At 68.1% G+C, this 13,560-nt stretch carries 12 protein-coding genes; 3 read left to right on the top strand and 9 right to left on the bottom strand.

All coding sequences use genetic code 11. From position 1 onward, the window contains the following. The 3 genes from V5F67_RS12290 (at position 1) to V5F67_RS12280 (ending at position 3,453) form a co-directional block, all read left to right on the top strand. Entirely contained in the window at positions 1–498 is a 498-nt protein-coding gene (locus V5F67_RS12290) for a (2Fe-2S)-binding protein (RefSeq protein ID WP_394017579.1), read from the top strand. Positions 499–620: 122 nt separating this feature from the next. Continuing rightward, entirely contained in the window at positions 621–2,405 is a 1,785-nt protein-coding gene (locus V5F67_RS12285; RefSeq protein WP_394017580.1) for a thiamine pyrophosphate-binding protein, read from the top strand. A gap of 88 nt (positions 2,406–2,493) precedes the next feature. Then, on the top strand, positions 2,494–3,453 hold the full coding sequence (locus V5F67_RS12280) for a Bug family tripartite tricarboxylate transporter substrate binding protein (protein ID WP_394017581.1): 960 nt from the start codon (positions 2,494–2,496) through the stop codon (positions 3,451–3,453). A 119-nt stretch (positions 3,454–3,572) separates the two neighbouring features. Here the strand turns inward: V5F67_RS12280 and V5F67_RS12275 are convergent, their stop codons facing one another. The 9 genes from V5F67_RS12275 to V5F67_RS12235 all read right to left on the bottom strand — a co-directional run bounded on the left by V5F67_RS12275 (position 3,573) and on the right by V5F67_RS12235 (position 13,309). Next, positions 3,573–4,463, bottom strand: a complete 891-nt coding sequence (locus V5F67_RS12275; protein ID WP_394017582.1) for a DMT family transporter — start codon at positions 4,461–4,463, stop codon at positions 3,573–3,575. A 19-nt stretch (positions 4,464–4,482) separates the two neighbouring features. Continuing rightward, positions 4,483–5,055 (bottom strand): hypothetical protein, encoded by a 573-nt coding sequence (locus tag V5F67_RS12270; RefSeq protein WP_394017583.1) that lies wholly within the window; start codon positions 5,053–5,055, stop codon positions 4,483–4,485. A 46-nt stretch (positions 5,056–5,101) separates the two neighbouring features. Continuing rightward, positions 5,102–6,745, bottom strand: coding sequence for a GMC family oxidoreductase (locus tag V5F67_RS12265; protein ID WP_394017584.1), 1,644 nt, complete (start codon positions 6,743–6,745; stop codon positions 5,102–5,104). A gap of 465 nt (positions 6,746–7,210) precedes the next feature. Next, positions 7,211–7,633 (bottom strand): 50S ribosomal protein L17, encoded by a 423-nt coding sequence (gene rplQ / locus V5F67_RS12260; protein WP_394017585.1) that lies wholly within the window; start codon positions 7,631–7,633, stop codon positions 7,211–7,213. 104 nt (positions 7,634–7,737) lie between these two features. Next, a complete protein-coding gene (locus V5F67_RS12255) occupies positions 7,738–8,754 on the bottom strand; it encodes a DNA-directed RNA polymerase subunit alpha (protein ID WP_394017819.1) in 1,017 nt (338 codons plus the stop codon). A 133-nt stretch (positions 8,755–8,887) separates the two neighbouring features. After that, a complete protein-coding gene (gene rpsK, locus V5F67_RS12250) occupies positions 8,888–9,277 on the bottom strand; it encodes a 30S ribosomal protein S11 (RefSeq protein ID WP_394017586.1) in 390 nt (129 codons plus the stop codon). A gap of 107 nt (positions 9,278–9,384) precedes the next feature. Next, positions 9,385–9,753: a 30S ribosomal protein S13 gene (gene rpsM, locus V5F67_RS12245; protein WP_393978104.1), complete on the bottom strand. Its 369-nt coding sequence runs from the start codon at positions 9,751–9,753 to the stop codon at positions 9,385–9,387. A gap of 332 nt (positions 9,754–10,085) precedes the next feature. Next, positions 10,086–11,273 carry a porin gene (locus V5F67_RS12240; RefSeq protein ID WP_394017587.1) on the bottom strand — a complete coding sequence of 396 codons (1,188 nt, stop codon included), beginning with the start codon at positions 11,271–11,273 and terminating at the stop codon, positions 10,086–10,088. A gap of 560 nt (positions 11,274–11,833) precedes the next feature. Then, positions 11,834–13,309, bottom strand: a complete 1,476-nt coding sequence (locus V5F67_RS12235) for a porin (RefSeq protein ID WP_394017588.1) — start codon at positions 13,307–13,309, stop codon at positions 11,834–11,836. Positions 13,310–13,560 lie beyond the last annotated feature (251 nt).

Genomic DNA, 13,560 nt, shown 5'->3' with positions numbered 1-13,560 from the left:
ATGGCCGACCTCAGCACCATCAGCTTCACCCTCAACGGCCGGCCGGTCACCGCCCGGGTCGCGCCCCACCACACCGTGGTCGAGGTGCTCCAGAACGAGTTCGGGCTGTTCGGCGCCCGCGAGAGCTGCGGCCAGGGCCTGTGCGGCTGCTGCACCGTGCGGGTGGACGGCGATCCGGTCTCCGGCTGCCTGTTCCTCGGCGTGTTCCTGGAGGGCACCCGCGTGGAGACGGTGGAAAGCCTCGCCCGCGGCGGCGTGCCGAGCATCGTCCAGCAGGCCTTCATCGAGGCCGGCGCGTTCCAGTGCGGCTTCTGCACGCCCGGCTTCATCATGATGACCGAGCGCCTGCTGGAGGAGCATCCGGACCCGGACGAGCACCTCATCCGCCACTATCTCTCCGGCAACCTGTGCCGCTGCGGCACCTATCCGGAGATCGTCGCCGCGGTGCGGCTCGCCGCCCGCCGCAAGGGCGAGGCCCGGCTCGACAAGGCGTCCTGAGCGGGCCCAAGCGCGACGCAAGCGAAGGAGAGATCGCAGGCCAGAACGAAACAGTTGAGATCGGGACGCGGGTGGGTCAGCGCCAATTCATGAGGCCCGCCGCGATCCCTGGGAGGGAATGGATGAAGAGGAACGAAGTGCCGGTGGCGCCCAACGCACCGGCTGAACTCGCTTGGGGCAGCGACGTCGCGGCGGCCATGCTGCGCCAGCTCGGCATCGAGTATGTCGCCCTCAACCCCGGCGCCAGCTATCGCGGCCTGCACGACAGCCTCGTGAACTTCCTGGGCAACGAGACGCCCAAGATGCTGCTGTGCATGCACGAGGACCACGTGGTCTCCATCGCCCACGGCTATGCCAAGGCGGCTGACAAGGCCATGGGGGCGGTCCTGCATTCCAATGTCGGCCTGATGCACGGCCTCATGGGCGTGTTCAACGCCTATTGCGACCGCATGCCGATGATGATCCTCGGCGCCACCGGCCCGATCGCGCCCGAGATGCGCCGGCCCTGGATCGACTGGATCCACACCGCCAAGGACCAGGGCGCGCTCCTGCGTGACTACATCAAGTGGGACGACGAGCCGCGCTCGCCCGAGGGCATCGTCGAGGCGTTCCTGCGCGGCGCCCAGCTGACCCACATGGAGCCGCGCGCGCCGGTCTATATCTGCCTCGACGCCGGGCTCCAGGAGCAGAAGCTCGCAAAGCCCATCGCCCTGCCCCCGGTCGAGCGCTACCAGCTCGCCCCGCCGCCGAGCGCGGACGACGCGACGGTGGCCCAGGTGGCCGACCTGCTGCTCTCCGCCAAGGCGCCGCTGCTGCTCTACGGCCGCGGCTCGCGGGCGCAGGAGGCGTGGGACGCGCGGGTGAAGCTCGCCGAGCTGCTCAACGCCCGCGTCATGACCTCGCTGCGCGAGCGCGCGGCGTTCCCCACCGAGCATCCGAACCACGTGGTGCCGCCCTGCTACTGGCTCACCCCCGCCGCCAAGGACGTGGTGCGCGGCGCCGACGTGATCGTCAGCCTCGACTGGGCCGACTTCAACGGCTTCCTGATGCAGGTGACCCGCAACACCGCGTCGATCCCGGCGAAGCTGGTGCACGCCTCGCTGGATGCCAACATCCATCGCGGCTGGAGCATGGACTATTTCGCCCTGCCGCCGGTGGACGTGCCGGTGCTGGCGAGCCCGGACCGGTTCGTCGCCCAGCTCCTCGCCGAGGTGGAGGCGCGCCTCGCCAAGGGCGCCAAGCCTGCCGCGTCCAAGCCCGAGCGCGCCCCGCGCGCCGAGGCCGCCTACAAGGGCAAGCCGGGCGAGGAGATCGCGCCGCGCGACATCGAGGTGGCGCTCGCCAAGGCGCGCGGCGACCGGCCGTTCTCGCTCGCCCACGTCACCATCGGCTGGGCGGGCGACGTCTATGAGTTCCGCGATCCGCTGGACTTCCTCGGCCATGACGGCGGGGCGGGCCTCGCCGCCGGCCCGGGCATCACGGTCGGTGCGGCCCTGGCGCTGAAGGACAAGGGCCGCGAGGTGGTCTCGGTGCTGGGCGACGGCGACTTCCTGCAGGGCGTCACCGCGCTCTGGACCGCCGCCCACTACGAGCTGCCGGCGCTGTTCATCGTCTCCAACAACCGCTCGAACTTCAACGACGAGCTGCACCAGGAGGCGGTGGCCAAGATCCGCGCCCGGCCGGTCGAGAACCGCTGGATCGGCCAGCGCATGGACGAGCCCATGGTGGACATCGCCGCCATCGCCCGCGCCCAGGGCGTCGCCGCCGAGGGGCCGGTGCGCACGCACGCGGAGCTGGAGGCGGCCATCGCCCGCGGCCTCGACCAGGTGGCCGCCGGCAAGCCCTATCTGATCGACGTGCACGTGCAGGCCGGCTACGCCAGCGCCCCGCTGTCGCGCGGAGAGTGACGGCGCCCGCAAAGAAGGCGCCACAAGGCGGGGGTCGGACGATCATGGCCCGGCCCCCAGGAGGACAACCGAAACAAGGGAGAGGGACATGAAACGCCTTATCGCCGCGGCCCTGGCCGCAACCTTCATGTTTGCCGGCGCAGCTTCAGCCGAGGACTACCCGACCCGCGCGGTGAACATCGTCGTTCCGTTCGCGCCCGGCGGCATCCTCGACATCGCCGCCCGCGTCGTCGGCGAGCGGCTGCAGCAGAAATGGGGCCAGCCGGTGGTGATCGAGAACCGTGCCGGCGCGAGCGGCATGATCGGCGCCCAGGCGGCCGCCAAGGCGAAGCCGGACGGCTACACCCTGTTCGTGGCCGAGACCGGCGTGACCATCATCAACGGCCTGATCTTCAAGACCGTGTCCTACGACATGGAGAAGGACTTCACGCCCATCATGACGCTCACCGACACGCCGATCGTGGTGGTGGCGAACGCCCAGGCCGGCATCAACTCCATGAAGGAGCTTCTGGAGAAGGCCAAGAAGGGCGAGGTGGACTTCGCCTCGCCTGCCGCCGGCACGCTCAACCACCTGACCGGCGAGTGGATCGCGCTGGAGACCGGAACCAAGCTGCGCCACATCGGCTACAAGGGCGGCGCTCCCGCGGCCACCGCGGTCGCCGGCGGCGAGGTGCCGGTGGCGGTGCTCGCCTATTCGTCCGCCAAGCCGTTCGTGGACAGCGGCCGGGTGAAGCTGCTCGCGGTCACCGACGCCAAGCGCGTGACGGTGGACCCGGGCCTGCCGACGCTCCAGGAGAGCGGCGTTCCCAACGTGGCGAGCACCCAGTGGGCCGGCCTGTTCGCGCCCGCCGGCACGCCGCAGCCGATCATCGACAAGATCCAGAAGGACGTGGCCGCCGTCCTCGCGCTGCCGGAGGTCAAGGAGAGGCTCGCGGCGGTCGGCGCCGCGCCCATCCCCTCGACGCCGGCCGCCTTCGCCGCCCGGATCAAGACCGAGCGGGCGCAGCTGGAGAAGATCGTCAAGGCGGCGCAGATCGCCGTGAACTGAGCCCCGCGCCTCGCGCAACGCGTTCAGGACATTCGAGGGCCGGCGCTCCGCGCCGGCCCTTTTTCGTTGGCAAGGCAATTTTCGCTGCCAGCTGTTGATCTCCAAGGGCTGCGATCGCCTCAGGCCCCGGCGGTGGCGAGGTCGGCCCGGCGCCGGAGCAGGCGCTCGCGCGCATAGGAGGCGATGCCCACCAGCAGCAGGAGGCCGGTGCCTGCGAGCGCGACCACGTCCGGCATCAGCCCGAACACCACGGCCTGGATCACCATCGCCCAGATGATGCAGGAGTAGCGGAACGGCATCACCACCGCGACGTTGGCCGCCCGCATGGAGCCGATCATGGCGTTGAAGGCCACCGTCGCCACCACGCCCGCCGCGATCGCATAGGCGACGCCCGTGAGATCGAACGGGCGCAGGCCCTCGAACAGCATCAGGCCAAGCGAGAACACGCTCACCCCGGCGGCCGCCACCAAAGCCGCCAGCGAGGTGGAGCATCCGGGCGGCAGGCGCCGCGCCGCCAGGTCGCGGATGACGGCGCACACCATGCCCAGCCCCGCCACGAGCAGCCAGGGATCGAACCCGTGGACGGTCGGCCGGATCACCAGGATCACGGCCGCGAACGACACCAGCACGGCGGCCCAGCGCCACGCCCCCACGGGCTCGCGGAACGCCAGCGCCGCGCCCAGGGTCGCCAGTACCGGCGCCAGCATGAGGATGGCAGTGGCGTCGCCGATGGGCAGGTGGACCAAAGCGGAGATGTAGAAGGAGACGAACAGCACCTCGCCCACCGTGCGCAGCAGCACGGTCGGGTGGATCGCATCGCGCGGGCGCGCAAGGGCGCCGCCACGCAGGGCCAGGACGCCCAGCAGCGGCACCAAAACGAGGCCGCGGATGAACAGCGCCTGGCCCACCGTCAGGGTCTGTGCCGCAAGCTTCAGGAGGGTGTCGTTGCCGATCAGCGTCGCCATGGCGAGCATCATCAGCAGGATGCCCCGTCGCTCGTCTTGTTGCATGGTGTCTCCTTGGGGCGCCTCACAGGCGGCGGAACACGCGGGCGCGCGGCTTGAACCAGTCCCGGCGGGCGAGGAAATCGCGCCAGGGCGTGGCGCGGGCGGCCTGCCGCTCGGGCGAGGCCAGCGCCGCCTCGCGAGCGATGTAATGGAGCGACAGGCGGGTCGCGGCAAACGGGTCGCGCGCCGCGACCGCGAACCGGCGCACCATCAGCCAGTCGGGCGAGCGCATGAGCAGCGGGATGTGCTCGGTGTCGTACCAGGCGTCGAACTCGTCCTCGCCGTCCGGCGGCACGTCGAACCAGATCGAGTTGACCACCGGCGCGTCGAGCGCGGCCGCGGCATCGAGGCCGGGCCGCAGCGTGCGGCTCACCTCGCGGGCCCGGTGGCGCGCGAGGTGAGCCGACCCGGAAGGCAGGCCGCCGGCCTGCCCCGCGCCGTCGAGCTCGGCGATGACGAGGCCGAGCCCGCCCTCCGCGGCAGCGTAGGTGCGCGCGTGCGCGATGCCGAGGCCCGCGGGAAGCGCGCACGGCGCCTCGGGCGCCACCTCCCAATAGAGAGCGAAGGCGCCGGATGCGGTTCCTGCCTCGGTCAAATCCTCGCCTCCTCCCCCTGTGCGCGCCGCGCGCGGATATGGCGCCTCAGGCCGCGCCCCGGCGATCCTCCAGGATCATGTCTGCCGCCTTTTCGGCGATCATGATGGTCGGCGCGTTGGTGTTGCCCGAGGTGATGGTGGGCATCACCGAGGCGTCCACCACGCGCAGCCCGCCGATGCCGTGCACCTTCAGGCGCGCATCCACCACGGCGCCGGCATCGCTGCCCATCCGGCAGGTGCCCACGGGGTGGAAGATGGTCATGCCGTAGCGCCGCGCGGCGTCCTTGAGCTCGTCATCGGTCTGCGCGGTCACGCCCGGCTGCATCTCCTGCGGCTGGAACCGCGCCAGCGCGGGACCGGAGATCGCCCGCCGCACCGCGCGCATGGCGCCGGCGGCGATGTCGAGGTCGCGCTCGTCGGTCAGGAAGTTGAGCTGGATCTTCGGCGCCGCCATGGGATCGGGCGCGGCGATGCGCACATGCCCGCGGCTGAACGGGTTGAGCAGGCACGCCGAGGCCGTGAAGCCGGGATAGGGATGGGGCGGATCGCCGACCTTGTCGAAGCTGACCGGGTAGGCCACGAACTGGACGTTCGGCGTCTTCTGCTCCGGCGAGGAGCGGGTGAACGCGCTGACCAAAGCCGGCGGGATGGTGAGCGGCCCCTTGCGCAGCAGCGCGTATTGCAGCGCCATCCTCGCCTTGCCGAGGAAGGTGGCCGCCTGCTGATTCAGGGTGATGGTGTCCTTTACCTTGAACAGCATGCGCAGGGCCACGTGGTCCTGGAGGTTCTCGCCGACGCCCGGCAGGTCCGCCACCACGGGGATGCCGAGATCGTTCAGGCGCGCGGCGGAGCCGATGCCCGAGCAGGCGAGCGTCTGCGGCGAGCCGACGGCGCCGCTGGAGAGGATCACCTCCCCCGCCGCCCTGGCCGCGAACGTCGCGCCGTCCTGCCGGAACACCACGCCGGTGCAGCGTCGCCCCTCGAAGGTGAGCCGCTGCACGTGGGCGCCGGTGAGCACCTTGAGATTCGGCCGCTCCAGCGCCGGCCGCAGGAAGGCGCGCGCCGTGCTCCAGCGCAGGCCGTTGCGGCGGGTGAGATCGAAGCGGCCGACGCCCTCGCTGTCGCCCTTGTTGAAGTCGTCGGTGGGCGGAAGTCCGGTCTCGATGCAGGCCTGCTCAAAGGCGTCGAGGATTTCCCAGCTCTCGCCGATGGGCTCCACCGCCAGTTCCCCGCCGGCGCCGTGATAGGCGTTGGCGCCCTTGGAATAGTCCTCCGAGCGCCTGAAGTAGGGCAGCACCTCGTCCCAGCCCCAGCCGGGATTGCCGAAGTCGCGCCAGTGGTCATAGTCCGCCGCCTGGCCGCGGATATACACCATGGCGTTGATGGAGGAGCACCCGCCCAGCACCTTGCCGCGCGGATACTTGATCTGCCGGCCGCCGAGCCCGGGCTCGGGCTCGGTGGTGAAGCACCAGTCCACCCGCGGATTGCCGAAGGTGAAGTAATAGCCGATCGGCACGTGCAGCCAGATGTAGTTGTCCTTGGGCCCCGCTTCCAGGAGCAGCACCCGCACCGAGGGGTCCCGCGTGAGCCTGTTCGCCAGGACGCAGCCGGCCGATCCGGCGCCGACGATGACATAGTCGAAGGTCCCGGCGTCCTGCGGCGCCGCGCGGCCAACTTGCGCGTCTCGCATGCGTTTCCCGCACTTTCCTCGGCAGCCGGACCACGCGCGGCCCGAAGGCGGCGGCGGCCGGCGCTTCTTTGATTCTTAGAGCGCGATCCGATCAAATTGAATCAATTCGATCGGTGAATCTCCCTCTAACTTATTGATAGAGCACGCGCCGACGCAGCTCCTCTGGCGGCGGGACGGCTCCGTCTGCAGGGGTTCTCCAGATGGGGAAGCCGCACCCAAAGGGTGCCGACCGACCCCGAGGGAGGCAAATGACCCTTTCACATGCGAGCATGACGAAAGCTCATGCCGATGCGTGCGCGGCCCCGCGAACACATGCGCGCACCATGCCGCTGCGGTCGAGCGGCGCCTCCCGGCGCGGGCCATCGGAGAGGCGGCACACCGGACTCGAAAAGGGCGCCGGCCCTGAAAGCCGGCGCCCTCTCCTGAATTCCAGTCCTGTCGATCCGCCGTGCCGGCGGACGCCGATCAGGCCGCCTCGGCTTCCGCAGCCGCTTCGGTGCGCGCGCGATCGGCGGCGCCCTTGGCGCTCTCGTCGCGGTCCACGAACTCGATCACCGCCACCGGCGTGCAGTCGCCATAGCGGAAGCCGGCCTTGATGATGCGGGTGTAGCCGCCCGGGCGCGCGGCGTAGCGCGGCGCCAGCACCTCGAACAGGCGCTTCACCACCGCCGGATCGCGCAGCTCGGCAACCGCCTGGCGGCGCGCGTGCAGGTCGCCGCGGCGCGCCAGGGTGACGAGCTTCTCGACGATGGGACGCAGGTCCTTCGCCTTCGGCAGGGTGGTGACGATCTGCTCGTGGGTGATGAGCGCGCCCGCGAGGTTGGAGAACATCGCCTTGCGATGCTCCCAGGTGCGGTTGAACTTGCGATGTACCTTGCCGTGACGCATGACGGCGAACTCCTGAAGATGGCGGCGTTGCGAGCCGATGGAAACGAGCGGCTCGGGCCGCGCCAAAGGATTTCAGCGGCGCGGAGCGCCGCCTTTCGGTTCGGTCAGTAATGCTCCTCGAAGCGCTTGGCCAGCTCTTCGATGTTCTCCGGCGGCCAGCCGGGCACTTCCATGCCCAGATGCAGGCCCATGGAGGCGAGCACTTCCTTGATCTCGTTCAGCGACTTGCGCCCGAAGTTCGGCGTGCGGAGCATCTCCGTCTCGCTCTTCTGGATCAGGTCGCCGATATAGACGATGTTGTCGTTCTTCAGGCAGTTGGCCGAGCGCACGGAAAGCTCCAGCTCGTCCACCTTCTTCAGGAGCGCCGGCGAGAACGGCAGCGTCTGGATGGCGGCCTGCTCGTTTTCGCGCTTGGGCTCCTCGAAGTTGACGAAGATCTCCAGCTGGTCCTGCAGGATGCGCGCGGAATAAGCGAGCGCGTCCTCGGCCGTGATCGAGCCGTCGGTCTCGATCTGCATGGTGAGCTTGTCATAGTCGAGGATCTGCCCCTCGCGGGTGTTCTCGACCTTGTAGGAGACCTTGCGCACCGGCGAGTACAGGCTGTCGATCGGGATCAGGCCGATCGGCGCGTCCTCGGGACGATTGCGGTCCGCCGGCACGTAGCCCTTGCCGGTGTCGATCGTGAACTCGATGCGCAGCTCCGCGCCGTCGTCCAGCGTGCAGATGGGCAGGTTCGGGTTCAGCACCTGGACGTCGCCCACGGTCTGGATGTCGCCGGCGGTGAGCACGCCGGGGCCGGTCTTCTTCGCCACCATGCGCTTCGGGCCTTCGCCCTGCATCTTGATGGCGATGTCCTTCACGTTGAGGATGATGTCGGTGACGTCCTCACGCACGCCGGGGATGGACGAGAACTCGTGCAGCACCCCGTCGATGTGGATGGAGGTCACCGCCGCGCCCTGCAGCGACGAGAGGAGGATGCGGCGCAGCGCGTTGCCGAGCGTCATGCCGAAGCCGCGCTCCAGCGGCTCGGCGACCACGGTCGCGAGGCGCCTGGGATCGTGGCCGGGATTGACCTGCAGCTTCTCGGGCTTGATCAGCTCTTGCCAGTTCTTCTGAATCACTTGGATCACCTTGCTTTCTCGCCGGGCGGCGTCGGGGCGTGATGTCGCCCGCCCCGTCGCGCATGCCCGTCCCGAATGGGGAGAAAAACCGGGCAGTGGACCCGTGGGGATCGCGCCCCGCGGGAGGAGCCGATCAGACGCGGCGGCGCTTGCGCGGCCGGCAGCCGTTGTGCGGGATCGGCGTCACGTCGCGGATGGAGGTGACGAGGAAGCCCGCCGCCTGGAGCGCGCGCAGCGCCGACTCGCGGCCCGAGCCGGGACCCGACACTTCCACCTCGAGGGTGCGCATGCCGTGCTCGGACGCCTTGCGGGCCGCGTCCTCGGCGGCCACCTGCGCGGCGTACGGGGTGGACTTGCGCGAGCCCTTGAAACCCATGGCGCCGGCCGAAGACCAGGAGATGGTGTTCCCCTGCGCGTCGGTGATGGTGATCATGGTGTTGTTGAACGAGGCGCTCACATGGGCGACGCCCGAGGCGATGTTCTTGCGCTCGCGGCGCTTCACGCGTGTTGCTTCTTTGGCCATGTCTTCCTTGATCCTTCAGGCGCGCCCGTAGCTCCAGGCGCTCGGGATGGCCCCCTCGGGACAGGTCCCGGCGGGGGCTGGGTCTCGTCAGCGGGCTCGCGCGCCGCTCACTTCTTCTTGCCGGCGATGGGCTTGGCCGGCCCCTTGCGGGTGCGGGCATTGGTGTGGGTGCGCTGGCCGCGCACCGGCAGGCCGCGGCGATGGCGCAGGCCGCGGTAGCAGCCGAGATCCATCAGACGCTTGATGTTCATCGCCACTTCGCGGCGCAGGTCGCCCTCGACCATATAGTCGCGATCGATGGTCTCGCGGATCTGCAGCACTTCCTGGTCGGTCAACTGGTTCACGCGGCGCTCGGCCGGGATGCCCACCTTCTCGACGATCTCCTCGGCCTTCTTGGGACCGATGCCGTGGATGTACTGGAGCGCGATGACGACGCGCTTGTTGGTCGGAATATTGACGCCGGCGATACGAGCCACTGCTCTCTTCTCCATGTGGCGCAGGCCCTTAGGGGTACCTGCACGGGTGTTGCTCCGCGTCCGGTGGAGGCCGGCCCCTGCGGAGATGAACAAGCACCGCCCCGCCCTTCCCTTCCGGGAGGGCCGAACGGCACCAAATCCAAAAGCGAGGGAGTGCCCTTAGCGGGGATTCGCCACCGCGTCAAGCCAAGACCGTCCATTACACCGTCCGCACCGCCGGCTGGCCCGGCGGCGCCAGATGCCACACTGGACGCCGCTCGCTCGGCGGCGACGGCATCCGGCACCAAGCCAGATGCCGCCTTCACCCCCGAAACGCGCCCCCGCGACGCGCTTCAGAAATCGCGCGAGACGAACAGCAGAAGCTGGCTGGCGTCGGTCGAGGCCAGCGAGGGGCCGAACGCGGTCGGCACGTAGTCCTTGGCGCTGTTGTAGGTGTAATCATACTGCAGGGCGATGGTCAGCGCCTTGACGGGCGTGAAGGCGATATAGCCGCCCACATTGTAGTTGGTGCCGCCGGACAAGCCGTAGAACAGCTGCGCCGCAGGATCGTTGAGATCGAATGCCGCATAGCCGCCGAACAGGGCCGAGCTCCACTTCGCGTTCCAATTGTGCAGGAACGAGGCGGTGATGTTCCAGCCGGTGACGGTGTTCAGGCCGGTGACGCTCATGAAGGCGTCCGGCGGGGAGTACATGCCGGTGGGGTCGACCAAGCCGAGATAGGAGATGGCCCCGTCCGCATAGGCGCTCTGGATGTAGAGGGTGTCGCCCTCGGCCAGCGCGTCCAGCTTGAACATGATGCCGGCCTGCAGCGCGTAGCCCCAGGTGTCCTGCGTCGTGAACATGTTGAGAACATTGACCGAATTGGTCCTGTGGAGGGCGCCGGAGATCTGCGCCTCGCCCCAGTCGCCGGAATACTTCACGTTGCCGACGATGTCGGTCGCGGAAATGCCGGCGCTCAGGTCCTCGTTGCCGAGCGGCAGGAAGGGGTTCTGCGCCAGCACGCCGTTGTTGCGGTCGGCCGCGCTTTCCAGCGAGATCGTGGCGCTGAAACCGCTGGAACCGAACTCGTAGGTGTAGGCCAGGAGGTTCAGGCGCACGTCGTCGCCGATGGTGGCGGGGTCGGTGCCGAGCACGTTGGCGTTGGCATAGAAGTCGAAGAAGGACTGCGCCTTGCCGAAGGTGAAGCCGGCGAACTGGATATAGGCGTTCCAGACCTCGATCTCGTTCCCGTTCGGGCCGTCCGACCAGGGATCGGCCGAGCGCCACTTGAAGCGGGCCTCGAAGTACGAGCGCAAGGTGCCGTAGTCGGTGGCGGTGCGGGCGTCGAGAATCACCCCGGCGGTGGCGATGGAATAGGTCTTGTCGTTCTCGGGCGGATAGTCGGTATAGGTGTTGTAATAGCCTTCAGCCCAGAGATATCCGCCGACGCGCAGGCAGGTATCGGTGCCGGGAATGTAGAAGAATCCCTCCCCCTGCTCGGTGCAGGCGCGCATGTAGGCGGCTTTGGCCTTGGTGGCCATGACGTCGGCAGCCGCGGCTGACCCACCCGAAACGCCCAAGACGAGACCCGCCGATGCGGCTGCCAGAACGGCGGACGTGAACCGATCGCACCGACGCGCCGGAGAAGAAGGAGAGAGCGACATGACCTATCAGCCCCTTTATTGATACAAAATATCTTTTAATGTCTACGCGACGAAAACGCAAACGCCGGAAGGCCTGATTCCCGACCTGGAAACCCTGGATCGACCGAAAACCTGCCAGCCCTTGACGGCACGAGAGGATCCGACACCCGCGTCGGCAAGCCGAACGGCTCCGGGACGCAGAACGCCCGCCCCCGGACCCAGCCGAGACGCAGCCCGTTCCAGCAACACCGCGCAGCGGCGCAAGCGCCCATCCGGTATTGCCGCGCCATGAACACCATGCACTTCAAAAATGATCGTGTGAATGCTTGAAAGGCCAATCTATCTCAATTCTAAAATGAACATATGTTCCGTAAGGTCATGTAATTACATACAAACAGGCAAAGAAAAACCCCGGCGGTTGCCCGCCGGGGTCTCTCGGAACCAAGAGTAAGCTTGGATCAGAAGTTACGCTGAGCGCGGATACCGCCCGACCACACATCGGTGGAACCACCGATGATCGCGTTCGTAGCGACGGCCTGGAGCGGAACGTCCGCCGACACCTTCGAGTAGACCACTTCGAGGCCCAGATCGAGGTTCTTGACCGGCGACCACACGAGATCGGTGCCGACCTGCCACATGTCGGCGTCGGTGACGGCGATCACGGTGGACAGCGGAACCTCATACTTGGTGTAGCCACCGAACACGACCGAGCGGAGGCCGGGGGTCCAGTAGTGACGGAACTGACCCATGATCGCCCAAGCGGTCGTCAGGTCGTAGTCGCCGAAGCCGTTCACGACCACGGCATCCGCCAGCGGCACATAGGCGCCGGTGAGGTTGCCGAACTGGTCGATGTCGACCTTGCCCCACGCCGACGCGGTGCCCTGGCTGTTGCCGCCCATGCCGGCGTAGCTGATCGCACCCTTGGCGTAGCTGGCCTGCAAGAGGAAGCTGTCGCCCTTGCCGATCATGTCGGCCTTGAGGATGAGAGCGCCGCCGATGGCCCAGCCCCACTGATCCGACGACGAAGCGCCGGGGAACAGGGCGAACTGGTCGAGGGTGTTCACCTGGTGCAGAGCACCGGAGAGCATCGCCGTGCCCCAAGCCTGGTCGAGGCGGAGATTCGCCACGATGTCAGGAACAGCGTTGCCGCCCTGCCAGTTCTGGTAGCCCAAGCCCGCACCCGTGCCGACGGTGGCGAGGAAGGGATTGAAGCCGAACGGGCTGAGGCTGCCGAAGGTGCCGCCCGCGGCAGCCATGGTGGCGTTGGTGCCCTGCACGCCGGTCACGCGATTGGCGCCGTCTTCGAGGGCGATGGTCGCCGAGAAGCCGTTGCCGAACTGCGCCGTATAGGCGATCAGCGAGGTCCAGGTGTTCGAGCCCGCGAACGGGGTCGTCATCATGTAGTTCACGCCGATGTCGAAGAACGACTGCGTGTAACCGAAGGTGAAGCCCGCGAACTGGATGAACGCGCGCTCGAAGTAGAAAGCGTTGTTCGGTCCCGAACCAGCGCCGGACTGCGAGTTCCACTCACCGCCGAAGCGGACGTAGGAACGCAGGGTGCCGTAGTCGGTCTGGGTGCGGGCGTCCATGTCGAACACGCCGCGGGCGCGGGTCAGGATGTCAGCGTCATCCTTGTCGCTGAAGGGGAACGCGTAAGCGCCAACACCCGGACCGTTGAAGCCGGCGCCGGCCGTGGTCGCGATGTCGGGACGGAAGGTGCCGACCGCGCCAGCATAGGCGTCGAAGCGGGCATAGCCGCCGATCTTCAGGCAGGTGTCGGTGCCCGGGATATAGAAATAGCCGGCGCCGTAGGCGGAGCACACCTTAACGTACTCCACCGCCTTCGCCTTGACGGGAAGGTCGGCAGCCTGGGCCCCAGCCACCGCGACGAGACCCGCCGCGCTGCCGAGGAGAAGGCTCTTCACCATCTTCATCGTGACCTCCAAGTTTGGTTCCGAGGGAGCGAGTTCCGCTTCGTCGGTGCGACTGCAGCACCTAGAGAGGTTCTTGCCCCGATTCCCATTCACACGCTCAACGCACCGCCGAACATGCGATGGGCGACCGGGGTCTGCCCCCCTTCGTCGCAAAGCCACCATACAAAAGGCCCACCCGGGATCAACGACGTCGGGGCCGTTTCAGCCTCTCTGGAGCTGTTATTCCAGCGACTGTTGCAGGAATGGCACTC

The organism is Xanthobacter pseudotagetidis, assembly GCF_043194795.2.
GTDB lineage: Bacteria > Pseudomonadota > Alphaproteobacteria > Rhizobiales > Xanthobacteraceae > Xanthobacter > Xanthobacter tagetidis_A.
This window is presented reverse-complemented; position numbering and strand designations above follow the sequence as displayed.

Bases quoted from the DNA above. Each gene is read 5' to 3' on its own strand.
- V5F67_RS12290 (WP_394017579.1), top strand. From the start codon at position 1: ATGGCCGACCTCAGCACCATCAGCTTCACCCTCAACGGCCGGCCGGTC.
- V5F67_RS12285 (WP_394017580.1), top strand. From the start codon at position 621: ATGAAGAGGAACGAAGTGCCGGTGGCGCCCAACGCACCGGCTGAACTC.
- V5F67_RS12280 (WP_394017581.1), top strand. From the start codon at position 2,494: ATGAAACGCCTTATCGCCGCGGCCCTGGCCGCAACCTTCATGTTTGCC.
- V5F67_RS12275 (WP_394017582.1), bottom strand. From the start codon at position 4,463: ATGCAACAAGACGAGCGACGGGGCATCCTGCTGATGATGCTCGCCATG.
- V5F67_RS12265 (WP_394017584.1), bottom strand. From the start codon at position 6,745: ATGCGAGACGCGCAAGTTGGCCGCGCGGCGCCGCAGGACGCCGGGACC.
- rplQ (WP_394017585.1), bottom strand. From the start codon at position 7,633: ATGCGTCACGGCAAGGTACATCGCAAGTTCAACCGCACCTGGGAGCAT.
- rpsK (WP_394017586.1), bottom strand. From the start codon at position 9,277: ATGGCCAAAGAAGCAACACGCGTGAAGCGCCGCGAGCGCAAGAACATC.
- V5F67_RS12240 (WP_394017587.1), bottom strand. From the start codon at position 11,273: ATGGCCACCAAGGCCAAAGCCGCCTACATGCGCGCCTGCACCGAGCAG.
- V5F67_RS12235 (WP_394017588.1), bottom strand. From the start codon at position 13,309: ATGAAGATGGTGAAGAGCCTTCTCCTCGGCAGCGCGGCGGGTCTCGTC.